Origin of the sequence: Micromonospora sp. AMSO12t, from assembly GCF_008806585.1 — a bacterium.
In the GTDB taxonomy this organism is placed as follows: domain Bacteria; phylum Actinomycetota; class Actinomycetes; order Mycobacteriales; family Micromonosporaceae; genus Micromonospora; species Micromonospora reichwaldensis.
Genome location: NZ_WAAS01000015.1, coordinates 1 through 23,381 on the forward strand (window position 1 = coordinate 1; position 23,381 = coordinate 23,381).

At 72.9% G+C, this 23,381-nt stretch carries 27 protein-coding genes; 14 read left to right on the forward strand and 13 right to left on the reverse strand.

Annotated elements, in window-relative coordinates; translation table 11 throughout:
• The 3 genes from F6X68_RS03885 to F6X68_RS03895 form a co-directional block, all read left to right on the forward strand.
• The coding region (locus F6X68_RS03885; protein WP_151452956.1) for a PPK2 family polyphosphate kinase at positions 1-663 on the forward strand (663 nt) is incomplete at its 5' end.
• A gap of 143 nt (positions 664-806) precedes the next feature.
• Positions 807-1,433, forward strand: coding sequence for a DUF47 domain-containing protein (locus tag F6X68_RS03890; protein ID WP_088998168.1), 627 nt, complete (start codon positions 807-809; stop codon positions 1,431-1,433).
• Positions 1,434-1,437: 4 nt separating this feature from the next.
• Positions 1,438-2,442: an inorganic phosphate transporter gene (locus tag F6X68_RS03895; protein WP_132239992.1), complete on the forward strand. Its 1,005-nt coding sequence runs from the start codon at positions 1,438-1,440 to the stop codon at positions 2,440-2,442.
• A gap of 43 nt (positions 2,443-2,485) precedes the next feature.
• On the opposite strand, the gene F6X68_RS03900 is transcribed toward F6X68_RS03895, so the two are convergent.
• Positions 2,486-3,454 carry a Gfo/Idh/MocA family protein gene (locus tag F6X68_RS03900; RefSeq protein WP_151452957.1) on the reverse strand — a complete coding sequence of 323 codons (969 nt, stop codon included), beginning with the start codon at positions 3,452-3,454 and terminating at the stop codon, positions 2,486-2,488.
• A gap of 70 nt (positions 3,455-3,524) precedes the next feature.
• Here F6X68_RS03900 and F6X68_RS03905 point away from each other — a divergent pair, with 70 nt between their 5' ends.
• Entirely contained in the window at positions 3,525-4,358 is an 834-nt protein-coding gene (locus F6X68_RS03905) for an NUDIX domain-containing protein (RefSeq protein WP_151452958.1), read from the forward strand.
• Between the two features lie 91 nt (positions 4,359-4,449).
• Here the strand turns inward: F6X68_RS03905 and F6X68_RS03910 are convergent, their stop codons facing one another.
• The 8 genes from F6X68_RS03910 to F6X68_RS03945 all read right to left on the reverse strand — a co-directional run bounded on the left by F6X68_RS03910 (position 4,450) and on the right by F6X68_RS03945 (position 12,435).
• Positions 4,450-4,863, reverse strand: a complete 414-nt coding sequence (locus tag F6X68_RS03910; RefSeq protein WP_151452959.1) for a VOC family protein — start codon at positions 4,861-4,863, stop codon at positions 4,450-4,452.
• Positions 4,864-5,005: 142 nt separating this feature from the next.
• Positions 5,006-5,782 carry a phosphate ABC transporter ATP-binding protein PstB gene (gene pstB, locus F6X68_RS03915; RefSeq protein WP_132230738.1) on the reverse strand — a complete coding sequence of 259 codons (777 nt, stop codon included), beginning with the start codon at positions 5,780-5,782 and terminating at the stop codon, positions 5,006-5,008.
• 20 nt (positions 5,783-5,802) lie between these two features.
• Positions 5,803-6,891 carry a phosphate ABC transporter permease PstA gene (pstA, locus tag F6X68_RS03920; protein WP_151452960.1) on the reverse strand — a complete coding sequence of 363 codons (1,089 nt, stop codon included), beginning with the start codon at positions 6,889-6,891 and terminating at the stop codon, positions 5,803-5,805.
• A 222-nt stretch (positions 6,892-7,113) separates the two neighbouring features.
• A complete protein-coding gene (gene pstC, locus F6X68_RS03925) occupies positions 7,114-8,205 on the reverse strand; it encodes a phosphate ABC transporter permease subunit PstC (protein WP_151452961.1) in 1,092 nt (363 codons plus the stop codon).
• 52 nt (positions 8,206-8,257) lie between these two features.
• Positions 8,258-9,361 carry a phosphate ABC transporter substrate-binding protein PstS gene (gene pstS, locus F6X68_RS03930; RefSeq protein WP_151452962.1) on the reverse strand — a complete coding sequence of 368 codons (1,104 nt, stop codon included), beginning with the start codon at positions 9,359-9,361 and terminating at the stop codon, positions 8,258-8,260.
• Positions 9,362-9,640: 279 nt separating this feature from the next.
• The gene (gene mshD, locus F6X68_RS03935) at positions 9,641-10,567 is read right to left on the reverse strand and encodes a mycothiol synthase (protein WP_151452963.1); all 927 of its coding nucleotides are present in this window, start codon (positions 10,565-10,567) and stop codon (positions 9,641-9,643) included.
• A gap of 111 nt (positions 10,568-10,678) precedes the next feature.
• Positions 10,679-11,608 carry a polysaccharide deacetylase family protein gene (locus F6X68_RS03940; RefSeq protein WP_370518903.1) on the reverse strand — a complete coding sequence of 310 codons (930 nt, stop codon included), beginning with the start codon at positions 11,606-11,608 and terminating at the stop codon, positions 10,679-10,681.
• A 107-nt stretch (positions 11,609-11,715) separates the two neighbouring features.
• Entirely contained in the window at positions 11,716-12,435 is a 720-nt protein-coding gene (locus F6X68_RS03945) for a response regulator transcription factor (RefSeq protein WP_192581269.1), read from the reverse strand.
• 246 nt (positions 12,436-12,681) lie between these two features.
• Here F6X68_RS03945 and F6X68_RS03950 point away from each other — a divergent pair, with 246 nt between their 5' ends.
• From F6X68_RS03950 to F6X68_RS03970, 6 genes are all read left to right on the forward strand, one after another.
• On the forward strand, positions 12,682-13,743 hold the full coding sequence (locus F6X68_RS03950) for a hypothetical protein (protein WP_151452965.1): 1,062 nt from the start codon (positions 12,682-12,684) through the stop codon (positions 13,741-13,743).
• An 82-nt stretch (positions 13,744-13,825) separates the two neighbouring features.
• Positions 13,826-14,614, forward strand: coding sequence for a DUF2993 domain-containing protein (locus F6X68_RS03955; RefSeq protein WP_151452966.1), 789 nt, complete (start codon positions 13,826-13,828; stop codon positions 14,612-14,614).
• A gap of 206 nt (positions 14,615-14,820) precedes the next feature.
• Positions 14,821-14,898: an Ms5788A family Cys-rich leader peptide gene (locus F6X68_RS34785; protein ID WP_311202345.1), complete on the forward strand. Its 78-nt coding sequence runs from the start codon at positions 14,821-14,823 to the stop codon at positions 14,896-14,898.
• Between the two features lie 204 nt (positions 14,899-15,102).
• A complete protein-coding gene (locus F6X68_RS03960) occupies positions 15,103-15,951 on the forward strand; it encodes a sulfurtransferase (protein ID WP_151452967.1) in 849 nt (282 codons plus the stop codon).
• Between the two features lie 3 nt (positions 15,952-15,954).
• The gene (locus tag F6X68_RS03965) at positions 15,955-16,278 is read left to right on the forward strand and encodes a DUF1416 domain-containing protein (protein WP_151452968.1); all 324 of its coding nucleotides are present in this window, start codon (positions 15,955-15,957) and stop codon (positions 16,276-16,278) included.
• A 99-nt stretch (positions 16,279-16,377) separates the two neighbouring features.
• Entirely contained in the window at positions 16,378-17,235 is an 858-nt protein-coding gene (locus F6X68_RS03970) for a hypothetical protein (protein WP_151452969.1), read from the forward strand.
• A gap of 8 nt (positions 17,236-17,243) precedes the next feature.
• Here F6X68_RS03970 and F6X68_RS03975 read toward each other — a convergent pair whose 3' ends face one another.
• The 3 genes from F6X68_RS03975 to F6X68_RS03985 are packed head-to-tail and all read right to left on the reverse strand — an operon-like array spanning position 17,244 to position 20,107.
• Positions 17,244-19,301, reverse strand: coding sequence for a glycogen debranching N-terminal domain-containing protein (locus F6X68_RS03975; RefSeq protein WP_151452970.1), 2,058 nt, complete (start codon positions 19,299-19,301; stop codon positions 17,244-17,246).
• Complete coding sequence (locus F6X68_RS03980) at positions 19,298-19,678, reverse strand: SCP2 sterol-binding domain-containing protein (RefSeq protein WP_151452971.1); 381 nt, start codon at positions 19,676-19,678, stop codon at positions 19,298-19,300. The genes F6X68_RS03975 and F6X68_RS03980 overlap by 4 nt, the downstream gene beginning before the upstream one ends.
• A gap of 54 nt (positions 19,679-19,732) precedes the next feature.
• Positions 19,733-20,107, reverse strand: a complete 375-nt coding sequence (locus F6X68_RS03985; RefSeq protein ID WP_132230751.1) for a DsrE family protein — start codon at positions 20,105-20,107, stop codon at positions 19,733-19,735.
• A gap of 12 nt (positions 20,108-20,119) precedes the next feature.
• Here F6X68_RS03985 and mtfM point away from each other — a divergent pair, with 12 nt between their 5' ends.
• Positions 20,120-20,224, forward strand: coding sequence for a small membrane protein MtfM (gene mtfM, locus F6X68_RS34710; RefSeq protein ID WP_036376929.1), 105 nt, complete (start codon positions 20,120-20,122; stop codon positions 20,222-20,224).
• Between the two features lie 37 nt (positions 20,225-20,261).
• Positions 20,262-20,855 (forward strand): FABP family protein, encoded by a 594-nt coding sequence (locus tag F6X68_RS03990; RefSeq protein WP_151452972.1) that lies wholly within the window; start codon positions 20,262-20,264, stop codon positions 20,853-20,855.
• A gap of 15 nt (positions 20,856-20,870) precedes the next feature.
• Here the strand turns inward: F6X68_RS03990 and F6X68_RS03995 are convergent, their stop codons facing one another.
• The gene (locus tag F6X68_RS03995; RefSeq protein WP_151452973.1) at positions 20,871-21,719 is read right to left on the reverse strand and encodes an aminotransferase class IV; all 849 of its coding nucleotides are present in this window, start codon (positions 21,717-21,719) and stop codon (positions 20,871-20,873) included.
• Between the two features lie 70 nt (positions 21,720-21,789).
• Here F6X68_RS03995 and F6X68_RS04000 point away from each other — a divergent pair, with 70 nt between their 5' ends.
• Together F6X68_RS04000 and F6X68_RS04005 are read left to right on the forward strand one after the other, a co-directional pair.
• Entirely contained in the window at positions 21,790-22,218 is a 429-nt protein-coding gene (locus F6X68_RS04000) for a Fur family transcriptional regulator (RefSeq protein ID WP_132230754.1), read from the forward strand.
• A complete protein-coding gene (locus tag F6X68_RS04005; protein WP_151452974.1) occupies positions 22,215-23,327 on the forward strand; it encodes a folate-binding protein YgfZ in 1,113 nt (370 codons plus the stop codon). The genes F6X68_RS04000 and F6X68_RS04005 overlap by 4 nt, the downstream gene beginning before the upstream one ends.
• Positions 23,328-23,381: the final 54 nt, after the last annotated feature.

Here is a 23,381-nt window from a genome sequence, read left to right on the forward strand (position 1 = left end):
CGCCGGGTGCTGCTGGTGCTCCAGGCGATGGACAGCGGGGGCAAGGACGGCACCGTCAAGCGGGTGGCCGGCGCGATGAACCCGCTGGGCCTGCACCTCCGCTCGTTCGGCCCGCCCACTCCCGAGGAGTTGCGGCACGACTTCCTGTGGCGGATCCGGCGGGCGCTGCCGCCGCCCGGGTACGTCGGGGTCTTCAACCGCTCGCACTACGAGGACGTGCTCGTGGCGCGGGTCGAGTCGCTGGTGCCCGAGTCGATCTGGCAGGCCCGGTACGACGAGATCAACGCGTTCGAGCGGGAGCAGGCCGAGGCCGGGGTGGCCCTGGTGAAGGTGTTCCTGCACATCTCGTACGCCGAGCAGGGCCGGCGGCTGCTGGAGCGGCTGGACGAGCCGCGCAAGCACTGGAAGTACGACCCCTCGGACGTCGACGCCCGCGCCCGCTGGGACGACTACCAGGCCGCGTACGCCGAGGCCCTGGGCCGGTGCGGCACGGACGCCGCACCCTGGTACGTGGTGCCGGCGGACCGCAAGTGGTACCGCGACTGGGCCGTCGCGCACCTGCTCCGCGAGACGTTCGACACCCTCGATCTCGGGTATCCGCCTGCCGGTTTCGACGTCCGGCGCGAACGGGAGCGGCTGCTGGGATCGGAGAGAACGGCGTAGGTGAACAGCAGGTGAACGACCGGTGAATGTGGCCTGACCTGGGGGAGGCCGCGCGATTCCCGGTTCCGTCGTTTTCTAGCATTCCCAGGCGGGCACCCTCCGGGCGACCGCCACCCTTCCACCGACACGACGAGGTCCGTGCTGTGAAGTTTTCCTTCCGCCCGAACGAGGGCGCCTTCTACGAGCTCTTCACCAGGGCCGCGCAGAACCTGGTGAAGGGCACCGAGTTGCTCAACGAGCTGGCCCTGCCCGGGGTGGAGGTGCAGTCGGTCAGCGAGCGGCTCACCGAGGTGGAGCACGACAGCGACCAGATCACCCACGAGCTGTACAAGAAGATCAACTCAACCTTCATCACGCCGTTCGACCGGGAGGACATCTACCGGCTCGGGTCGCTGCTCGACGACGTGATGGACCACCTCGAAGCGGTCGGCAACCTGCTCTACCTCTACGGCCTGACCAAGCTCCCCTCGCTGCCCCGCGAGATGCACGAGATGGTCAACGTCCTGGACGCGCAGGCGAAGCTGACCGCCGACGCGATGCCGCGCCTGAAGTCGATGAAGGATCTCGAGGACTACTGGATCGAGTGCAACCGGCTGGAGAACGACGGCGACCAGGTGTACCGGATGCTGCTGGTCCGCCTCTTCTCCGGCGAGTACGACGCGCTGACCGTGCTGAAGATGAAGGAGGTCGCCGACGAGCTGGAGGCCGCCTGCGACGCCTTCGAGCACGTGGCCAACACCGTCGAGACCATCGCGGTCAAGGAGTCCTGATCCTGTGAGTCCCGAACTCATCGCCGTGCTGGCGGTGATCGCGGTGGCGTTGGCGTTCGACTACACCAACGGCTTCCACGACGCCGCCAACGCGATCGCGACCAGCATCTCCACCCGGGCGCTCACACCCCGGGTGGCCCTGGCCATGGCGGCGGTCGGCAACTTCATCGGCGCCCACTTCGGCGCCGAGGTCGCCAAGACCGTCGGCAGCGGGCTGGTGAAACTGCCCACCGGCACGGCGAGCCTCGGCATCGTCTTCGCCGGCGTGATCGGCGCGATCGTGTGGAACCTGGTCACCTGGTACTTCGGCCTGCCGTCGTCCTCGTCGCACGCGCTGATCGGCGGCCTGGTCGGCTCGACCGTCGCCGCGTCCGGCACGGTGCTCTGGACCGGCATCGGGGAGAGCGTGATCATCCCGATGGTCCTCTCGCCGATGGTCGGCTTCGTGCTCGGCTACATCGTCATGATCGCCGTGCAGTGGATCTTCCGGAAGGGGCATCCGGGCCGGCTCAACCGCGGCTTCCGCTGGGCGCAGACCGCGTCCGCCGCCGCCATGTCGGTCGGCCACGGCATGCAGGACGCCGCCAAGACCATCGGCATCGTGGTGCTCGCCCTCTACGTCGGCGGCTACCAGGACGACCCCAGCTTCATTCCGGAGTGGGCGTTCTGGACGTCGGCCGCCGTGCTGGCCGCCGGCACGTACGCCGGTGGTTGGCGGATCATCCGGACCCTGGGCCGGAAGATCATCGACCTCCGGCCGCCGGAGGGCTTCGCCGCCGAGACCGTCGCCAGCGGGGTGCTCTACTTCAACGCGCTGGTCCTCGGCGCGCCGATCTCGACGACCCACACGATCACCTCGGCGATCATGGGCGTCGGCGCCACCAAGCGGCTCTCCGCCGTCCGGTGGGGCGTGGCCGGCAACATCGTCGGGGCGTGGATCCTCACCTTCCCGGCCGCCGGCTCGATCGGCGCCCTGATGTACTTCCTGGTCCGCCCGCTCTTCAGCTGACGTACGCGAAGGGGCCCCTCGTCGACGAGGGGCCCCTTCCCCGTCAGGAGTAGTCGACGCCGATCTGGGCCCGGATGGTGTCGAGGAGCGCCATCACCTCCAGCGTGGCGGCGTGGGGGACCAGAGGGCTCTCCAGGAGGCCCTCGGCGAGGCAGCGCTGGACCTCGGCTGCCTCGTACTGGTAGCCGCCGCCGACCAGCTCACCGGTGATCGTCTCCGGCTCGGCGCCAGCCCGGTGCAGGGTCACCGAACCGGGGCGGAAGAACAGCTCGAGCAGCTCGATCCGGCCGGCGGTGCCGGTGACGGCGGCGGTCACCGGGGTCGCCCCGACCAGGCCGCAGGTCAGCGCGGCCACCGCCCCCGAGTCGTAGCCGAGGACGATCCCGGTGTTCTCGTCGACCCTCTCGGGGCTGAGCTTCGCCCAGGAGCGGACGTGGTCGGGCACGCCGAGCAGCAGGTGGGCCAGGCTGACCGGGTAGACGCCGAGGTCGAGCAGGGCGCCGCCGCCGAGCGTACGGGCCCGCAGCCGGTGCTCCGGCGGGAACGGCCCCGCCAACCCGAAGTCGGCCCGCACGTTCGTCACCGTGCCGATCGCCCCGTCCGCGACCAGCTCGCAGACCCGGCGGATCAGTGGATTCGTCCGCATCCACATGGCCTCCATGAGGAAGACCCCGGCCGCGCGGGCGGTGTCGACCAGCTCCACGCTGGTCGCCAGGTCGAGGGTGAACGGCTTCTCCAGCAGCACCGCGCGGCCGGCCGCGAGGCAGGTCAGGGCCGCCTGGTGGTGCGCGGCGTGCGGGGTGGCGACGTAGACGACGTCCAGCTCGTCGTCCGCGGCGAGTTCCGCCCAGGAGGCGTACGCGCGCGGCACGCCGTGCCGGGCCGCGAACCGTCGCGCGCTCTCGGCGGTACGTGAGCCGACCGCCACCAGTTCGGCGCCCGGCACCAGCCGGAGGTCCTCGGCGAAGCGGGCGGCGATCTGGCCGGTGGACAGGATGCCCCAACGAGTCATGGCGGCCACGCTAGCGAAGATCACCGGACGTCGGCGTGGTCATCCACCCGTCGGGAACTAGGCTCGGCGCATGACGATCGACGCCGACGGCTTCCCCGCACCCCCGGCGCTCGTGGCGCACGCCCGCCGGTTCCACGCCGAGGGCGGCACCCCGGCCCCGCCCCGGGTCGCGGCGACCGTCCTGCTGCTCCGGCCCGCCGGCGACGACTTCGAGGTCTACCTGATCCGGCGGGTCGCCGCGATGGCCTTCGGCGGGATGTACGCCTTCCCCGGCGGCGGGGTCGACCCCTCGGATTCGCAGGCGCACCTGGACTGGGCCGGTCCGACGCCCGCCGGCTGGGGCGAGCGGCTGGGGCTGACCCCGGAGGCCGCCCAGGCGGTCGTCTGCGCCGCCGCCCGGGAGGTCTTCGAGGAGGCCGGGGTCCTGCTCGCGGGCCCCGACACGCAGACCGTGGTCGGCGACGTGAGCGGCGACGACTGGGAGGCCGACCGGGTGGCGCTGGAGCAGCGCCGGGGCGGCTTCGCGGACCTGCTCGCCCGGCGCGGGCTCACCCTCCGGTCGGACCTGCTGCTGCCGTGGAGCCGGTGGATCACGCCGGAGTTCGAGCCGCGCCGCTTCGACACGTACTTCTTCGTGGCACTGCTGCCAGAGGGGCAGCGGACCCGGGACGTCTCCGGGGAGGCCGACCACACCCTGTGGGCCCGCCCGGCGGACGCCCTGGCCAGGGCGGAGGCCGGTGAGCTGACCATGCTCCCGCCCACCCTGGTGAACCTGGCCCAGGTGGCGGCCGGCGGCGACCTGGCCGGCGTGGCCCGCGCGGCGGCGACCCGGGACGCGTCGACCCCGGTCACCCCGCGCCTCGACGTGCCCGACGACGGCGAGCCCCGCTTCGTGCTGGCCTGACCCGTTACGGATCTTGGCAGGAAGCGGCCCCGGGAAGGGCCGGTTCCTGCCAGGATCTCTCAGCGGACCAGGGCCGGGGAGGGCGGCGGCGCTAGGCCACGAAGATGCAGAACGGGTGACCGGACGGGTCCGCGAAGACGTACAGCGGCTCGTCGGGGTCGTCGGTCCGGTCGATCAGGAGTTCCGCGCCCAGGGCCTCCGCCCGCGCACGCTGCCTCTCCAGCTCGGACGCGTCCGGGACCGTGAAGTCGAGGTGCAACTGCATCGGCACGTCGTGCCGGGGCCAGGTGGTCCGAGGCAGGCGGTCGACGAGTTGGAAGGCGAGCTGGGCCGCCCCGTCGGAGTCTCTGAGCACGAGCCAGTCCCGGTCGTCGGCCGTCCCGTCCGTCGGCGGTTCGTCACCGGGCCGGTACCGCAGCCCGAGCAGCTGCCGGTAGAACTCGGCGAGCTCCCGTGGGTTCGTGCTGTCGAGCACGGTGTGCAGCAACCGGGGATATCCAGACATGCCCGTCCTCCGCAGCGACCGGTGGGCGTTTCCGACCCGACCCTAGAGCAGATCCTCCGGTGCCGCCGGGTGTGCCGGCGCGGGCGCGGAGAGGGAAGGACCCCTTCCCCGCAGCGAGAGAAGGGGTCCACCGCCCCACGGCTCAGCCGAAGCGGCCGGTGATGTAGTCCTCGGTCTTCTTCACGCCGGGGTTGCTGAAGATCTTCTGCGTGTTGTCGTACTCGATGAGGCGGCCCGGGTCGCCGGTCTTCTCGATGGAGAAGAAGGCGGTCCGGTCCGAGACACGGGCGGCCTGCTGCATGTTGTGCGTGACGATGATGATGGTGAACTTGTCCTTGAGCTGGAACATCAGGTCCTCGATGGCCAGCGTGGAGATCGGGTCGAGCGCCGAGCAGGGCTCGTCCATCAGCACCACCTGCGGCTCGACGGCGATGGTCCGGGCGATGCAGAGCCGCTGCTGCTGGCCGCCGGAGAGGCCGGCGCCGGGCTTGCCCAGCCGGTCCTTGACCTCGTCCCAGAGGTTGGCCGAGCGGAGCGCCTTCTCCGCCGCCTCCTCCAGGATCGACTTCCTGCGGACCCCGTTGAGCCGCAGCCCGGCCACCACGTTCTCGAAGATGCTCATGGTGGGGAACGGGTTCGGCCGCTGGAAGACCATGCCGATCATGCGCCGGACGGCGGTGACGTCCACGTCCCGGTCGTAGATGTCCTGGTCGTCGATGGTGAGGCTGCCCTCGACCCGGGCGCCGGGCAGCACCTCGTGCATCCGGTTGATCGACCGCAGGAAGGTGGACTTGCCGCAGCCGGACGGGCCGATCAGGGCGGTCACCGTCTTCGGCTCGACCGTCAGGTTGATGTTCTCGATCGCCTTGAAGGCGCCGTAGTAGGCGGTGACGCCCGAGGCTTCGATGCGCTTGGCCATGGTGGTGGTACCTCCGGGGTTCATCGGCCGAGCCGGTTGCGACGGGCCAGCAGCTTCGCCGCGACGGTCAGGATCAGCACGAGGGAGACCAGGGTGAGTGCCGCGGTCCACGCCCGTGCCGGCGCGTACCGGGACGCGTCACCGGCCTGCTGGTAGACGAAGAGCGCCAGCGACGACTGGTTGTTCTCGAACGGGTTGAAGTTGATCGCCGCGCCGCCGCCGGCGACCAGCAGCACCGGGGCGGTCTCGCCGGCCGCGCGCGCGATGGCGAGCATGACGCCGGTGACGATGCCCGGCAGGGCGGTCGGCAGCACGACCCGCAGGATGGTCTTCCACTTCGGCACGCCGAGGGCGTACGCCCCCTCGCGCAGCGGCGCCGGGACGAGACGCAGCATCTCCTCGGTGGAGCGGACCACGGTGGGCAGCATCAGCACGCTCAGCGCGAGCGCGGCGGCGAAGCCGGAGAAGCTGGGCCGCCCGTCGTTGAACCACGGCGAGACGATCAGCACCCAGAACGCCAGCACGAACAGGCCGGCGACGATCGACGGGATGCCCGTCATCACGTCCACGAAGAACCGGATCGCGGCGGCGAACCGGCCCCGGCCGTACTCGACGATGTAGATCGCGCAGAGGATGCCGAGCGGGACGGTGATCAGGGCGGCGATGCCGACCTGCTGGAGCGTGCCGACGATCGCGTGGTAGGCGCCGCCGTTCGGGTCCCGCGCGCCGATGTTGTTCATCGAGGTGAGGAAGAAGTCGCCGTCCAGGCGCTCGGCGCCCTTGCTGACCAGCGTCCAGACCACCGAGGCCAGCGGCAGGACGGCCAGCACGAACGCGGAGTGGATCAGCGCGCTCCAGGTGCGGTTGCGGGCCGACCGCCGCCCCTCGACCCGGTTCGCGGCGGCGAACAGGCCGGCCAGGTAGAGCAGCGCGGCGACCACCACGACCAGCACCGGGCCGCCGGTGCCGGTGCCGTACACGAACGCGGCGGCGACCAGCAGGGCGGCCGCGGCGATGGCCGGCGCGGCGTACCTCGGCAGGCGCCGGGCCTTGAGGGTGGGCGGCTGGGCGGGCGGACGGGTCCGGTGCGGTGCGACGGTGGTGGTCATGCCGCCACTCCGCTCCGCTGCGCGGCGCCATGTGACTTGTGTCGATGATTCGCTCGCTGACGCTCGCTCATGCCGCCACTCCGCTCCGCTGCGCGGCGCCGTGTGACGCACTGTGACGATGATTCGCTCGCTGACGCTCGCTCATGCCGCCACTCCGCTTCGCTCCCGTGGCGGCATGAGGCTCCGCCGCACTGTGACGATGATTCGCTCGCTGACGCTCGCTCATGCGGCCGACTCCGTGAACTCCCGGCGGCGGTGGATGATCGCCCGCGCCGTGATGTTGACGATCAGCGTGATGGCGAAGAGCACCAGGCCCGAGGCGATCAGCGCGCCCCGCCCCGTGTCGTTCGCCTCGCCGAACGTGTTGGCGATGTTGGCGGCGATGGTGTTGCCGCCACTCTCGATGAGGTTGAACGAGATGCCGAAGGTGATGCCGAGGGTCATCGCCAGGGCGATGGTCTCGCCGAGCGCCCGGCCCAGGCCGAGCATCACCGCGGCGACGATGCCGGGGCGGCCGTACGGCAGCACGGCGGTGCGGATCATCTCCCAGCGGGTGGCGCCGAGGGCGAGGGCCGCCTCCTCGTTGGCGGTCGGGGTCTGCAGGAACACCTCGCGGGAGAGCGAGGTGATGATCGGCAGCACCATGATCGCCAGGACCAGCGCGCCCAGCATGATGGACTTCCCGAACGGGCCGTCGCCGCCGAAGATCGGGATCCAGCCGAAGTACGTGTTCAGCCAGGCGGAGAAGTCGCGCACCGGATTGATGAAGACGTCGCGGCCCCAGAGGCCGAAGACCACGCTCGGCACCGCGGCCAGCAGGTCGATCAGGAAGCCCAGCGTGGTGCCGAGCCGGCGCGGCGCGTAGTGGGACAGGTAGAGCGCGATGCCCAGGGCCACCGGCACCGCGATCAGCAGGGCCAGCGCGGAGCTGAACACGGTGCCGAAGGCGAGCGCCCCGATGCCGAACTTCGGCTCCGCGTCGTTCGGGAACCAGCCCTCGAAGGTCCAGAAGCTCTCGGTGTTGGCTCCCAGCGCCGGTACCGCCTTGGCGACGAGGAAGACCGCGATCGCGGCGATGACGACCAGGACTGTGGCGCCGGCGCCCAGGGTGAGGGCGCGGAACGCCCGTTCGGCGCCGAACGCCCGGGCCCGGGGCAGCGCGCCGCCGCCGCCCAATCCGGCTCCGCCCGGGGTACGGGTGCTGACTGGTGCCTCGGCCGGACGCGCCGAGGCACCGGCGGGCCGGTCGTGACCTTCGGTCACGCGCGTCCCGCCGGTGCCGGCGTGGGCCGAGCGGTGGGGGGTTTCACCCATCTGCTCGCTCGCTTCGGGTTGAGGTGGTGGTGACGGTGTCGGTGCGGGCGGCTCAGGCGAGGTTCTTGACCGCGGCCTCGACCTTGGCGCGGACCGTCTCGGGCAGCGGGGCGTAGCCCAGCTCGGTCAGGTCGGCCTGGCCTGCGGTGCTCGCGGCGTGGCCGAGGAAGCCCTTGACCAGCGGGAGCTTGTCGGCGGCGAGGCCCTTGGAGCAGACGATCTCGTAGGTCACCAGGACGATCGGGTAGGCCCCGGCCTCCTTGGTGTTGTAGTCGATCTTCATCTTGAGGTCGTCGCCCTGGCCGACCACCTCGGCGCCGGCGATGGTCTTGCCGGCCGACTCGGCGGTCAACTCGGCGAACTCGCCCGCGCCGTTGCCGACCTTGGCGGTCTTCAGGCCGCCGTTCTCGGCGTACGACCACTCGACGTAGCCGATGGTGCCGTCCTGGCCCTTGATGGCGCTGGCCATGCCGTCGGACTTCGCCGCGCCGGTGCCGCCGGGGGCCTTCCACTCCTTGGCCTTGCCGAACGTCCAGTCGGACGCGGCGGTCTTGGTCAGGAAGTCGGTGAAGTTGTCGGTGGTGCCGGAGGAGTCCGAGCGGTGCACCGCGTTGATGGCGGTCGACGGCAGCTTGGCGTCCGGGTTGTCGGCCTTGATCGCCGGGTCGTCCCACTTGGTCACCTTGCCGGCGAAGATCTTCGCCAGGGTGGCCGGCTTGAGCTGGAGGTTGTCCACGCCGTTGACGTTGTAGGCGATGGCGACCGGGCCGATGACCATCGGGAGGTTGATCGCGGCGCCGCCGACGCACTTGGCGTCGGCCTGCGGCTGCTCCTCCTCCTTGAGGGCGGAGTCCGAGCCGGCGAAGTCGGCGGTGCCGGCGATGAAGGCCTGGATGCCGGCGCCCGAGCCGGACGGCTCGTAGTTGATCTTGGCACCGGAGCACTTCTGCTGGTAAGCCTTGATCCACTCGTCCATGGCGTTCTTCTGCGCCGACGAGCCCTGGGTGTTCAGCGTGCCGGTGGCGCAGTCGGCGCCGGCCGACCCGGAGGCGGAGGCGCTGCTCGCGGGCTCGTTGTTGTCCGAGCCGCATGCGCTGAGAGCGAGCGTCGCGGTAAGAGCGAGGCAGGCGAGGGTGCCGTGCCGCTGGAGCTTCACCTGAGGGGTTTCCCTTCACGTCTGACTTCGCCCCCGGATTGGGGGGCCGGTATACCGGCGCTCACCGGCTGATCCAAAAGTTAGGAGCGCCAGGTAGCCGGTTCGCCGGTCGGAAGTGAACGGGGAGTGAACAGGTGCGACAGGGCAGATGACCGCTCGCTGAGGGCGGGTTGTCCGTTGTGTGAACTCGGCTGCCGCTGTCGGAAGTATGGGGATCTTCCGCGGCGGCGGCGCGCGCGGCACGGGCCCGGGCCGTCGCGACCCGGGCCCGTGCCGACGTCAGGCCGACTGGTAGTTGACGTGCGCCGACCAGCGGGCGAAGCCGAGCCGTTCGTAGAGCGCGACGGCGGCGGCGTTCGACTCGTCGACGTAGAGCATCACCCGGTCCAGGTCCCGCCGGTCCCGCAGGTACGCCAGGCCGGCCGCGGTCAGCGCCCGGCCGAGCCCGCCGCGGTGGGCCGACGGGTCCACGCCGAGGACGTAGACCTCGCCGATCCGGGCCGAGCCGGGTCGTTCGTGGACCTTCGTCCAGTGGAAGCCGAGCAGCCGGCCGGTGGACCCGTCGACGGCGAGCAGGAAACCCTCCGGGTCGAACCACGGCTCGTCGAGGCGTACCCGCAGGTCGGTGGGGGACCAGCGGCCCTGTTCCGGGTGCTCCGCGAAGGCCCGCGCGTTGAGCGCCAGCCACTCCTCGTCGTCGGCGCCGGGCCGGTACGCGCGCAGCGTCACCCCGTCCGGCAGCGGGTGGTCGGGGATCGGGGCGGTCAGCGGCCGGCGCAGCTGCCAGAGCACCCGGGCCCGGCGCAGGCCCAGGTCGACGCCGAGCGCGGCGGCGGAGGGGTGGTCGCCGTGCGCCCAGACCCGCAGCGGGCCGTCGGCCGCCGCCAGGACGCCCCGGGCCAGCGCGCGGCCCGTCCCGCGCCGCCGGTACGCCGGGTGCACCACCAGTTCCACGCCGATCCCCGCGCCCGGGTCGGTGGTGTCCAGGTGCGCGTACCCGGTCAGGGTGCCGTCGTCCGCCCGGGTGGTCAGGTGCACGGCGGGCGCGTCCGGGTCGCGCAGCCGGAGCAGGACGTGCTCGTCGAACGGGTCCGCCCCGTCCGCGTCGCCGGCGACCCGGGCGAGGGTCGTCACGTCGGCGATCTCCGTGGGGCTGAGGCGGTCGGACCGGGTCACCCGGCCGCTGCTCGCTTCGGGGTTGCTCATGTCGTCACCGTAGTCCGGTCGATCCCCGCGCCGCCGCGCTCGGCCGGCCGCCGGGGCGGTGCGGCGGTCGCCCGGCCGGACCGCCCGTGGTCGGGCCGTCCGCCGGCCGGCTCACGTCCCCCCGTCGGGCAGCGCCTCCACCTCGAACCGGCTGGTCAGGTCGGGCAGGATGCGGTGCAGGGCGTCCACCGTGCCCTGCCGGTCGCCGCCGGCGTCGTGCAACAGCACGACCGAGCCGGGTACGACGTCCGCCACGACCGTCGCCGCGATCCGGCTGGCTCCCGGCAGCTCCCAGTCCGCCGGGTCCACGGTCCAGTGCAGCGGCGTCATGCCGAGTTCGTGGGACACCGACACCACCTGGCCCGTCCAGGCGCCGCCGGGCTGCCGGTAGTACGCGATCGGCGCGTCGGGCACCGCCGCCCGGATCGCCTCGCTGGTGCGCAGCAGGTCCGCCCGGATGGCGGCCGGCGACCGGCGGCCGAGGTCGACGTCGTGGTTCCAGCTGTGGTTGCACAGGGTGTGCCCGTCGGCCGCGATGGCCCGGATCAGGTCCGGGTGGCGCTGGGCGTTCTCGCCGACCACGCAGAAGGTGGCCCGCACCTGGTGCTCGCGGAGCAGGGCGAGCACCTGCGGCGTGTACCGCGGGTCCGGTCCGTCGTCGAAGGTCAGCGCGACCAGCGAGGTGCCGCTGGTGGTCTGCGCGCCGAACGGCCCGTCGGCCGGTACCGGCGACGGCGTGCCCTGGGGGCTGGCGCCGCCGTCCTGCCCGGCCTCCGTCGGGCTGGTGCTCGGCGCACCCTCCGGGGTCCGGCGCGGGGTGTCCTTCGTCGGCGGCTGGTCGGCGTAGTGCGGGCCGGTGGCGCTGGTGGTCACGCTGGACCGGGACGTCGGCGGGTCGGGGACCAGGCTGCGCCCGAGGGCGTACGCGGAACCGAGCAGCGCGGCGACCACCAGCGTGACGAGCCCGATGGTGCGCGCGGCCGAGGGGTCCCGGATCAGTGGGCCCCATCGCGTCGATCCGCCGCCGCCCCCGTGGTCGATGCGCACTCCGCCGCCCCCTTTTTGTCGCAAACCCGGCAGTCAGAATAGAACCGGCTAGCAGCGCAAAAAGGGCATATGCGAAACCGTCCCTGAAAGGGACGGGGAGGTCAGACCGGCAGGGGCGCGTGCTCGCTCTCCGGCAGGGACCGCGAGGGCGGTACGACGAACTTGTAGCCCACCTGCCGCACCGTGCCGATCATCGACTCGTACTCGGAGCCGAGCTTGGCGCGCAGCCGCCGGACGTGCACGTCGACGGTGCGCGTGCCGCCGAAGTAGTCGTAGCCCCACACCTCGCGCAGGAGCTGGTCCCGGGTGAACACCCGGCCCGGGTGCTGGGCCAGGAACTTCAGCAGCTCGAACTCCTTGTAGGTGAGGTCGAGCGGCCGGCCCTTGAGCTTCGCGGCGTAGGTGTCCGGGTCGATCGTCAGCTCGCCGGCGCGGATCGAGCCGCCAGCCCCGGAGGTGGCGTTGTTCAGCCGCCCGACGGCGAGCCGCAGCCGGGCCTCCACCTCGGCCGGCCCGGCGGCGGCGAGGATGACGTCGTCGACGCCCCAGTCGGCGTTGAGCGCGATCAGGCCGGCCTCGGTGACCACCGCGACCAGGGGCACTCCGAGCCCGGTGGCGTGCAGCATCCGGCAGGTCGCCCGCGCCTCGCTCAGCTCGGAGCGGGCGTCGACCAGCACCGCGTCCGGACTGGGGCCGGCGACCAGGGTGCGGACGTCGCGTGGCGCGGTGCGGACCGAGTGCGGCAGCAGGTCGAGCGCCGGCAGCACAGCGGATGGTTCGCCTGCGCGCGCGGTCACCAGCAGCAGGATCTCCACGATCACCTCCGTCCCGGCGGCCGTCGGCCGCGCGCGACCAGCGCACTCCGTGGCGGGGCGTGACGCTGATGAACTTGCGTGGGTCCCGGCGTCGCTGACGGGCGGGTAACGGCTTGAGCGTAACCGAAGGCCCCGGTCGCGCCTCCACGTCCTTTCCCGTTTGCCCGGCTTGCCCCTGATCGTGACCCCAGGTTTTAACGTTGCCGAAACCGTGGCCCCCGCATCGGCCGGCGGGTCTGGCACGATCGGGGCGTGTTTCCCTCCAGCTCGCCCGAGACCGGCCGCGACCAGTGGCCCGACGGGCCCCGCCCCGGGCCGTCCGGCCCGTCCCGTGGCCAGCCGCCGGCGCCGCGCACCGGGCCGGCCCCCGACGACGACGGCGAGCGCCGGGAGCGCAGCGGCCCGCGCCGCGCCCGGCGGGCCGGTGAGCCGGCCCGGCGACCCGACGACGAGCCGGACGACGAGCCGGACGAGGAGCTGGTGGAGCCGGTCGAGGTGCGCCGCCCGCTCGCGCTGACCGTCGCCGGGTTCGCCGCGCTGCTCGGGGTGGGTCTGGTGCTCGGGGCGCAGACCGCCGGCCCGGGGCACCGCCTGCCCTTCGCGTTCGTCGTCTTCGGCGTGCAGTTGCTCTTCGTGCTGGCCTGGACGATGGCCATGCGACCGCCCGCGCTGCTGCTGGTGGCCGCCGTCAGCGCCGCCGCCGCGGTGGCGGCCGACACCGCGGCCGTGCAGACGGACGTCGCCGGCCTGGCGCCGCTGGGCTACGTCGCGGCGGGCGGCTTCGCCCTCGGGGTGCTCGGCCAGCTCGTCCGGCGGGTCGACCGGGTGCGGGTGACCGACTCGCTCGGCAGCACCCTGCTGATCGTGGTCGGCGTCGTCGCCTTCGCCACCCTGATCGTGCTCAGCCGGATCCCGGCGGGCACCCAGGCCATCACGGTGTGCCTCACCGCCAGCGCGGTCGCGCTCACCGTCGCCCGGCTGACCGACGCGGTCGCGCCGTGGCCGCGGCTGGCCCCCCAGGTGCCCCGGGGCGCGGCCGGCGTGGTCGCCGGCGCGATGGTCGGCACGCTGGTCAGCGCCGTCCTCGGCAGCTACCTGGTGACGCCCTTCACCCCGACCCGGGCCGCGATCATCGGGCTGGTCGCGGCGGTCACCGCCGTGCTGGCCGACCTTGCCGTGGGCTACGCCGAGGCGGGCCGGCTGATGGCGGGGGAGCCGCCGACCATGTGGGTGGCCCGGCACATGCAGGGGCCCCTCGGTGGCTTCGCCCTGGCCGCGCCGGCCGCGTACGCCATGTGCAAGCTCGTTCTCTGACGCGGCGGTTGAGCTTTTCCCCGATCGGGTACCACCGGTGGGCCGCTCCGCGGCACCCTCGGCACTGACGACAGGAGGCGGCGTGGCGCACGACGACACGTACGAAAAGCGGCCCCGGCGACGCGGGCGCAAGGTGCTCATCACCCTCGTCGTGCTGCTGCTGGTCCTGGGCGGACTGATCGTGGTGGCCGACCGGGTCGCCGTGGGGGTGGCCGAGCGGGCCATCGCCGACCAGGTCCGACAGGAGATCGCCAAGCAGGGGGCGCAGTCCTCGCCGCCGGAGGTGGAGGTCGGCGGGGTCCCGTTCCTCACCCAGGTGCTCGACGGCCGGTACGAGCGCATCTCCATCGCGCTGCGCGACGTGCAGGGCTCGGTGCGCGGCGACGCGGTCGCGCTGCCGAAGCTCGACGTGGACGCCCGCAACGTGCGCGCCTCGCTCGACACCATCCGCTCGGGGCAGGGCGACGTGGTCGCCGAGACCGTCGACGGGACGGGCACCATCAGCTACGACAGCCTCGCCAAGCTGCTCGACCGGCCGGGGCTGACCCTCGGCGAGCAGAACGGCCGGCTGGCCGTCACCGCCCCGGTCGACATCCTCGGCCAGCGTCTCACCGTGACCGGCACCGCCGACATCACGGTCGGCAAGGAGGGGCAGGTGGCGCTGAAGTTCAACGACCTGAGCGCCGACGGCCTGCCGAACCTGCCGCTGGCCCGGACGCTGCTCAGCAACTACGCCCGCAGCATCTCCATCGACGTGCCCCTGCCCGAGCTGCCGTTCCAGCTCGCCGTCCGGGAGGTCCGGCCGCTGCCCGAGGGGCTGACCGTCACCGCGGACGCCAGGAACGTGCCGATCAACTCCGCCGCCGGCTGACCGACCCGACCGATCCACCGCCTCCGGCCCCGGCCCCGAGCCGCCCGCGCTTGCGCCCGCGTCCGCCCGCCGGTCAGGAAGGGCCCTTCCTCCACCGATTGCGACAGGAAGGCGCACTTCCCTGCGCCCCGGGCTACCAGTACGTGCGTCCCGGATGCTGGTCGGCCCCCTGGTGTGGCCGGGTCCGGCTGGTAGGCTCCCTGCTCATGGGGACGCTCCTCACCAAACGGCGCGCGGTCGACCTGTGCCGCGTGGCCACCTGCCTGTGTCGCCCCGTCATCTGACGGCGGGGCTGTCCTCGGCCGCCTAGCGGCCATCGGCACACAGGGATTTTTTCTTCTCCCGTGCTCTCTTTCAACGCCCGGCAGCGGCGCCGTCGCACGAACCTGTGATCCGTCCATACGGTGGATCCCGCGCGTGGTGCGATCGTCACGACTTTCGATGCCCTCGTGCTGGTTCACCATCCATCCTCACCAGGGAGTGATCTGATGAGTCGCGACACCGCACTCGTCTCGGCCGAATGGGCCGAGAAGAACCTCGACGCCCCGGGCGTCGTCTTCGTCGAGGTCGACGAGGACACCTCGGCCTACGACACCGGCCACATCGCCGGCGCGATCAAGCTGGACTGGAAGACCGACCTCCAGGACCAGGTGCGCCGGGACTTCGTCAACAAGAGCCAGTTCGAGGCGCTGCTCTCCGAGCGGGGCATCAGCAACGACGACACCGTCATCCTCTACGGCGGCAACAACAACTGGTTCGCCGCGTACGCGTACTGGTACTTCAAGCTCTACGGCCACCGCGACGTGAAGCTGCTCGACGGCGGTCGCAAGAAGTGGGAGCTGGACGCCCGTCCGCTGGTGGGGGACGCGGTGACCCGCCCGGCGACGCAGTACGTGGCGCAGGAGCCGGACACCTCGATCCGGGCCTTCCGTGACGAGGTGGTGGCCGCCATCGGCACCAAGAACCTGGTCGACGTGCGCAGCCCCGACGAGTTCGCCGGCCGGCTGCTCGCCCCCGCCCACCTGCCGCAGGAGCAGGCGCAGCGGGCCGGGCACATCCCCACGGCGATCAGCGTGCCGTGGTCCAAGGCGGCCAACGAGGACGGCACCTTCAAGTCCGACGACGAGCTGCGCAAGATCTACGCCGACGCCGGGCTGGACGACAGCCGCGAGACCATCGCGTACTGCCGGATCGGCGAGCGCTCCTCGCACTCCTGGTTCGTGCTCCAGGAGCTGCTCGGCCACCGCAACGTGAAGAACTACGACGGATCCTGGACCGAGTACGGCTCGCTGGTCGGCGTGCCGGTCGCGCTCGGCGACGAGCCCGGGGAGGCCTGAGCCATGACCGCACCCACCGCTGCCGGCTGCGCCGCGCCCGACCAGGCCGCCCCGCTGCCCGCGAGCCTGGACCTGGAGAAGGAAACCGTGATCACCGGCGTCGTCCGCTCCGACTCGGGCGAGGCCGTCCCGGGCGCGTACGTCCGGCTGCTCGACTCGACCGGTGAGTTCACCGCCGAGGTGGTGACCTCGCCGGCCGGCCAGTTCCGGTTCTTCGCCGCGCCGGGTGCCTGGACCCTGCGGGCGCTCTCCCGGCACGGCAACGGCGACACCGCCGTGACCGCCGCCCGGGGCATCAACGAGGTCGCCGTCACGGTCGCCTCCTGACCCTTCCACGCTCTGATCGGTCCGTGGCCCGTCGCCTTCGCAGGTGGCGGGCCGCGACCGTCTCCGGGCACGGTCGACCGGCGTGACACGATTGCCCCCGTGAACGGCGTGGAAGCGGCGGGGCAGGCCCCGCCTACCGGTCCCGATCGGCCGGCGGCCCCCCGACGGTGGCTGCCCTGGCTGCTCGCCGGCACGGTGGCGTGGGCGGTGCTGCTGGCGGCGCTGACCTGGCTCTCGGTGCGCAACGATCCGCCGACCGTCCGGGAGCAGCGCACCCTGACCGAGGCCGGCCCGCTCGTCGACCGCGCGGTCGGCGCACTGGTCGCGGCGGCCGGCGACACCGCCGTGCTGACCCCGCCCGTGGTCGACCGGGGCTGCCGCGTCACCCCGTTCGCCGAGGGCGCCACCCTGACCCGCGGGGTGGACGTGTTCGTTCCCAGCGGCCTGGAGCGGTCGCTGCTGGAGCGGGTCGCCGACCGACTCCCCGAGGGCTGGCGGGCCGGGGTCCGGGTGACGGCGGAGGACGGCCCCCGGCTGCGCGCCGACGCGGGCGAGTTCGTCACCGTCTCCGGCGGGGTCGAGGCGGACGGCCTCGTCCGGCTGACCGCCGACACGGGCTGCCGGCCGGTCGGCGAGGGCTACACCGCGCCGGCGGTCGGCGCCGACGGCGCCGAGGCCGAGGCCCTGGCCGCGGCGCTGCGGGCGCTCGGCGGCCCGCCCGGGTCGGCCGCCGAGGTGGTCGTCGCGCCGTGCCCCACCGGCGGCACGGCCCGCACCGCCCGCGCCGCCGCCATCCCGGCCCCGCCGTCGCCGGCCGACGCGCTCGCCTCCGTGGCCCGCGTCCCGATGCTGGACACCGCGCAGGCGTACGCCTACCGGCGCGGCGCCGCCATGGTCGTCGCCGACCTCTCGGGCGACCAGGTCGTCGTCTCCGTCAACACCGGCTGCCCCGCCTGAGGAGGTGGTCAGCGGCCGCGCGGGTGGTCGTGCGGGGCGCGGCTGCGGCCCAGGGCGTCGACGTGGCCCCAGCGGCCGGGGATGTCGAGCAGCTCGATCCGCCCCATCCCCTCGGGCACGGCGGGGTCGATGATCAGGTGGTCGCCCTGCGGCTCCAGGCCCAGCATCACCCGGAGCAGCAGCAGCGGCGTGCCCGCCGACCAGGCCTGCGGGCTGCACGCGGTGGGGTACTCCACCGGGTAGTCGGTGAGGTCCCGCTCGTAGCCGGCGAAGGCCTCCGGCAGTCGTCCGTCGAAGAACGGGGACGCGGCCAGCATGGCCTCGCAGATCTGCCCGGCCTCCCGGCGGAAGCCGTACCGCCACAGCCCCCAGGCGATGATCGAGTTGTCGAACGGCCACACCGTCCCGACGTGGTAGCCGACGGGGTTGTAGCGCCCCTGGTCGTCGGCGAGGGTCCGGACGCCCCAACCGGAGTAGAGCCGCGGCCCCATCAGGTGCTCGGCGATCCGGCCGGCCCGCGACTCGTCGACGATGCCGCTCCACAGCAGGTGCCCGATGTTGGAGGTGAGCGCGTCCACCTGCCGGCCGTCGGCGTCCAGGGCGAGCGCGTAGTACTCCCGTTCCGGGATCCAGAAGTCCCGGTTGAACCGGATCTTCAGCTCGGCCGCCTCCCGCTCCAGCCGGTCGGCGTACGCGGGGTCGCCCCAGAACTCCCGGGCCAGTCGGGCGCCGCGGATCTTCGCGTCGTACGCGTAGCCCTGGAGCTCGCAGGTGGCGCGGGGGAAGCCGGGGAACCGGCCGTCGCGGTACGAGATCGCGTCCCAGGAGTCCTTCCAGCACTGGTTCGCCAATCCGGTGTCCGGGTTGCGGGTCTGGTACCAGAGGTAGCCGGTGCCGAGCAGGTCCCCGTACGTGTCGATCCAGGCGAGAGCGGCCCGGGCCTGGGCCTCCAGGCCCCGTACCAGCTTGTCGTTGCCGGTCCACCGCTCGTACTCGTCGAGCAGGATGATGAACAGCGGCGTCGAGTCGGCCGAGCCGTAGTACGGCGAGTGCGGCTGTTCCTCGAAGCCCGCCGTCTCGCCGTAGCGCAGCTCGTGCAGGATCTTGCCCGGCTCCTCGTCCCGGAAGTCGTCGATCCGGTGCCCCTGGAGGCCGGCCAGCATCATGAGGGTCGGCGGGATCAGCTCCGGCAGGAAGGGCAGAACCTGGAGCGAGGTGATGATGCTGTCCCGGCCGAACAGCGTCATGAACCACGGCAGGCCGGCGGCCACCAGGCGTACGCCGAGGGTGATCGACTCGTAGCGCAGCGCCGCCAGGTCGTGGAGGCTCTGCCGGTACGCCCCGGCCAGCGGCTGGCAGTCGCAGCCGAGCTTGGGCGCCCGGGCGACGAGCTCGTCCTGCTCGGCCCGGATCGCGTCCGGGCTGCGGCTGCCCCCGTACTGCGGGAGGTTGGCCCGGATGTCCTCGCCGCGCGCGCCGTAGACGACTGTGGACACGTGCAGCCGCGTCGTCCACTCGCCGCGCGGGCCGACCCGGACCCGGTAGGTCATGCCGGAGACCTCGATGTGCGCGGGCATGCTGGTGCGGATGACCGTCTCGCGGTGGAACCTCTCCCGGCGGTAGGTCAGGCGCAGCTCGTTCTCGCCGACGGTGGCGGTGGAGTGGCCCTCCTTGCGCCGGACATGCTTGATCTCGAACAGGTCCGCGAAGTCGGCGCCCATGGCGAGGTGGACGACGAACTCCATGTCCTCGCCGGAGTGGTTGAGCAGCGTCAGCTCCTCCTCGAAGCTGCCGCCGATGGCCCGGCTCCGGATCATCGAGACCTTCGCGTCCAGGTAGTGCGTCGGTTCGCCGGGCACGAGGAAGAAGCGGGTGCGGAAGGACTCCGCGGTGTCGACGGAGAGGGCGTGCAGCCGTTCGCCGTCGAGGGTCAGCAACCAGGTGGAGAGGTGCCGGGTGTCGAACGAGAAGAGCCCGGTCGGGAAGTCGAGGGACGGCTCGATGTCGCCGCGGCTGTCGCTGACCAGGAAGGTGTTGCCGTCCAGGATGCTGACCAGTTCCTTCACGGCAGCCGCCCGGCCTGTTTGCGGGCGACCGTGCGGGGGTCCCGGGTGCCGGGCGGGTCGGGGAAGAACCGGTGGAACAGCAGGAAGAGCACGATGTCGCCGCTGAAGCTGCTCTCGTTGCGCAGCACCGACGAGATCGCCTGGGCCCGGCCGGTGACGAGCCGGTCGAACAGGTCCGCGCTGGTGTACCAGATCGCGTCGGCGGGCCCCCGGTCGCGGCTCACCTCGATCTCGCCCGGACGAAGGCGGACCAGCCAGTGCACCGTCTGACCGCCCTCCGCGAGGTCGATCTGCATCGTTCCGCTGACCGGGCTGACCAGCACCTTGGGGGCGCGCGCCGGCAGTGATTCGAAGAATCGCTCCGTCGCCTCGGTCACACCCGAATCGTAGGCATCTGTCCGACCTGTCGGGCCGGTATCGGCGGGCGGCGGTCAGTAGACCAGGGCCTGGGCCCCCTCGGCCATCGTCTCCTCGACGAACACCGCCGCGCCGGCGATGCGGACACCCGGCAGCACGTCGTCCGGCCCGATGTCCCGCCGGGCGGCGCACTGCGTGCAGGCGGTCACCGTTCCGGTGGTGAGGATCACGTGCAGCAGCTCGGCCAGCGGGGCCGAGTGCGGCAGCTCGAACTCCTGTGCCTTGCCCGGCAGCGCGAACCAGGTCGACTCCCCGGTCAGCCAGAGCGACACGTGCACCCCGGCGGCGGCTGCGGTGGCGGCGACGGTGAATGCCTGGGCGCACCGCTCCGGGGCGTCCGCGCCGGCGGTGGCCTTGACGACGAGAGTGCGGGCCATGGGGCCCAGCATAGGATGGTCACGATGGTTACCGAGATCGGGTTCGTCAGCCTGCTGGTCGCCGGCCTGGGCGCGCTCGCCGGTGGCCTGGTCTACCTGGCCGTACGCATGTCAAGAGGGCGCTGGTGAGCTGTCGTGGCCGCCGGCGGAGAGGCGGAGTGAACCGGTGAGCGACGAGAACCCCCTGCAGCCGCCGCCGTGGCTGAACGCGCCGCCGGTCGACCCGTACCCCTACGAGGAGAGCCACGACCTGCGCGTCGGCCCGAAGCTGCATCCCGCGCTGGACGGCCTGCTGCCGTACGTCGGGGTGTGGCGCGGCCGGGGGCGGGGTGGCTTCCCCACCATCGAGGACTTCGACTTCGCGCAGGAGATCCGGATCAGCCACGACGGCCGGCCGTTCCTGTCCTACGAGTCGCGCGCCTGGCTGCTCGACGAGCAGAGCCGCCCGGTCCGCCCGGCGGGTCGCGAGGTCGGCTGGTGGCGGCCGGTGATGGACGGCGACCGGGCCACCGACGAGCTGGAGGCGCTGATGAGCGTCCCCACCGGCGTGATGGAGCTGCACATCGGCAAGCGCAAGGGCACCCAGATCGAGTTCGTCACCGACGCGGTGGTCCGTACGGCGACCGCCAAGGAGGTCACCGCCGGTCACCGCCTCTTCGGCATCGTCGAGGGCGCGCTGCTCTACGCCCAGGAGATGGCGGCCCTGGGCCACTCCCTCTCCCCCCACCTCTCCGCCCGCCTCACCCGGGTGGCCGGCTGACCCTCCTCCCGCGGGTCACGGGCGGGGAAAGCCCAGGAGCGCCTGGAGGGCGGGGGTGTGCGCGCAGCGGCGCAGCGGGACGGCGTCCAGGGTGCGGATCTCCGCGAGGCCACGGACGGACGAGCTGAGCCAGACGCCGTCGGCGGTACGCAGCTCGGCCGGGGTGACCAGGCGCTCCTCGGCGCGCAGGCCGAGTGCGTGGGCGTGCCCGAGCAGCCAGGCGGCGGTCACGCCCGGCAGGATGCCGGTCTCGGCGGCGGGCACCGTGCAGAGGGTGTCACCGGCCAGCCAGACCAGGTTGGCCGTCGGCCCCTCCAGCGCGTACCCGTCGGAGGAGACCCAGAGCGCGTCGTCCACGCCGGCGCGGGCGGTCCACCGGCGGGCGGCGGTGCTCACCGCGTACGAGATGGACTTGACCCCGGCCGGCAGCCAGTCGAGTTCGGCGCGGGCCCGCGCCGCGACGCCGAGCGGCAGGGTCGCCACGGTGATCCCGTGCCGGCGCGCCGCCCGGGTCGCCGCCGGCACCTCGCCCAGCGTGGCGTAGCCGGTGGGCGAGGTGCCGCCCTCCGGGCCCCGGGTGCAGACCAGGCGCAGCGCCCCCTCCACCTCGGCGGGCCAGCCGGCGCGGACGGCGTCCAGCAGTTCGTCCAGCACGTCGGCGGCGGGCAGCGTCAGGTCGACGGCCGCCGCCGCCCGGGCGAGCCGGGCCAGGTGCGCGTCGCGCAGCCACGGCCGCCCGTCCCGCAGGTGCATCGTCTCGAAGAGCCCGTCGCCGTGCAGCACGCCCCGGTCGTCGCCGCGCAGCACCGGCTCGCCGGGCGGCACCAGCCCGCGGCCCGGCACGGCGATCCTCGACGCCACCATGACCGCCGAGCCTAGCCGCGGACCGGTCGACACCGGCGGCGCGCGTGGCGGGGCGAACTATGATCGGACGGTGTCCGAATCCTCCCTCGCGGAAATGCTCCGCGCCCGTGGGCTACGGCTGACGGCGCAACGGCAGTTGATCCTCCAGGCCGTGCTGGACCTTGGGCACGCCACCCCGGAGCAGGTGCACACCGCCGTCCGGGAGGTGGCCGCAGGGGTCAACATCACCACCATCTACCGCACGCTGGAGCTGCTGGAACGGCTCGGCCTGGTCACCCACACCCACCTCTCGCACGGCTCGCCGACCTATCACGCGGCCGGCGAGGACCAGCACGTCCACCTCGTCTGCCGGGGCTGTGGCGCGATCGACGAGATCGATCCGGAGCTGCTACGCCCGCTGGCCGACCAGTTGGCGAGCCAGCGCGGGTTCCGGGTGGACATCGGCCACGTCTCGTTCTTCGGCCTCTGCGTCCGCTGCGAGAACGGGGACCGGAAATGATCGACATCGCGGGCGCGGTGAGCGTCGAGAGCATCGACGAGGCCAGCCGCGACCAGCCCGAGCCGGCGCACGCGGCGGCCGGCGTGCGGGGCGTGGCGGCGCACTACGGCGACCCGATGCGCGAGCAGCGCACCCTCGACACGGCGGTCGGCCTCGTCGACCGGTCGCACCGGGGCGTCGTCGCGGTGCCGGGCGAGGAACGGATCGGCTGGCTGCACACCCTCACCAGCCAGCACCTCGCGCAGCTCGGTGCCGGCCAGGGCACCGAGCTGCTGGTGCTCTCCCCGCACGGGCACGTCGAGCAGCACGCCATGGTCGCCGAGGACGGCATCACCACCTGGCTCGACACCGAGCCGGGCGCCACCGCCGGCCTGCTGTCGTACCTGGAGCGGATGCGGTTCTTCAGCAAGGTCGAGCCGCGCGACGTGACGCCCGAGCACGCGCTGCTCTCCCTGGTCGGGCCGGAGGCGCCCGCCGCGGTGGAGACGCTCGGCGCGACCGGGCTGGCCGCGCCCGACGTGGTCGCGGTGCCGGGCCCGAAGTTCCGCTCCGGCGAGCTGCCGCCACGGCCGACCGCGCTGTACGACGTACGCCCGCTGCCCGTGGGCGGCTGGGCCCGCCGGGGCCCGCTCGGCGTGGACCTGCTGGTGCCCCGGGCCGCGATGGAGCAGGTGGTCACCCAGCTGCGGGGCAACGGGGTGCCGGTCGCCGGGCTGTGGGCGTACGAGGCGGTGCGGGTGGCCGCCCGGCGGGCCCGGGTCGGGGTGGACACCGACCACCGGACCATCCCCGCCGAGGTGGACCTGGTCGCCCCGGCCGTGCACCTGGACAAGGGCTGCTACCGGGGCCAGGAGACCGTGGCCCGGGTGCACAACATGGGCCGGCCGCCGCGTCGGCTCGTACTCCTGCACCTGGACGGGGTGACCACCGACCAGCCGCCGGTCGCCGGCACGCCGGTGACCCTCGACGGCCGGGCGGTCGGCTTCGTCGGCACGGCCGTGCACCACCACGAGCTGGGCCAGGTCGCCCTGGCCGTGGTCAAGCGCAACGTCGCCGACGACGCCCGCCTCCTGATCGGGGAGACCGCCGCCGCGATCGATCCGGCCTGACCGCCGATCGGCGAAAGAATCTCTGCTTCGTGGCGCTGAGGCCGGAAAAGTTCC

Coding starts and splice junctions, on each gene's coding strand:
- F6X68_RS03900 (WP_151452957.1), bottom strand. CDS start 3,454: ATGACTCGTTGGGGCATCCTGTCCACCGGCCAGATCGCCGCCCGCTTC.
- F6X68_RS03905 (WP_151452958.1), top strand. CDS start 3,525: ATGACGATCGACGCCGACGGCTTCCCCGCACCCCCGGCGCTCGTGGCG.
- F6X68_RS03910 (WP_151452959.1), bottom strand. CDS start 4,863: ATGTCTGGATATCCCCGGTTGCTGCACACCGTGCTCGACAGCACGAAC.
- pstB (WP_132230738.1), bottom strand. CDS start 5,782: ATGGCCAAGCGCATCGAAGCCTCGGGCGTCACCGCCTACTACGGCGCC.
- pstA (WP_151452960.1), bottom strand. CDS start 6,891: ATGACCACCACCGTCGCACCGCACCGGACCCGTCCGCCCGCCCAGCCG.
- pstC (WP_151452961.1), bottom strand. CDS start 8,205: ATGGGTGAAACCCCCCACCGCTCGGCCCACGCCGGCACCGGCGGGACG.
- mshD (WP_151452963.1), bottom strand. CDS start 10,567: ATGAGCAACCCCGAAGCGAGCAGCGGCCGGGTGACCCGGTCCGACCGC.
- F6X68_RS34785 (WP_311202345.1), top strand. CDS start 14,821: ATGGGGACGCTCCTCACCAAACGGCGCGCGGTCGACCTGTGCCGCGTG.
- F6X68_RS03960 (WP_151452967.1), top strand. CDS start 15,103: ATGAGTCGCGACACCGCACTCGTCTCGGCCGAATGGGCCGAGAAGAAC.
- F6X68_RS03965 (WP_151452968.1), top strand. CDS start 15,955: ATGACCGCACCCACCGCTGCCGGCTGCGCCGCGCCCGACCAGGCCGCC.
- F6X68_RS03985 (WP_132230751.1), bottom strand. CDS start 20,107: ATGCTGGGCCCCATGGCCCGCACTCTCGTCGTCAAGGCCACCGCCGGC.
- mtfM (WP_036376929.1), top strand. CDS start 20,120: ATGGTTACCGAGATCGGGTTCGTCAGCCTGCTGGTCGCCGGCCTGGGC.
- F6X68_RS03995 (WP_151452973.1), bottom strand. CDS start 21,719: ATGGTGGCGTCGAGGATCGCCGTGCCGGGCCGCGGGCTGGTGCCGCCC.
- F6X68_RS04005 (WP_151452974.1), top strand. CDS start 22,215: ATGATCGACATCGCGGGCGCGGTGAGCGTCGAGAGCATCGACGAGGCC.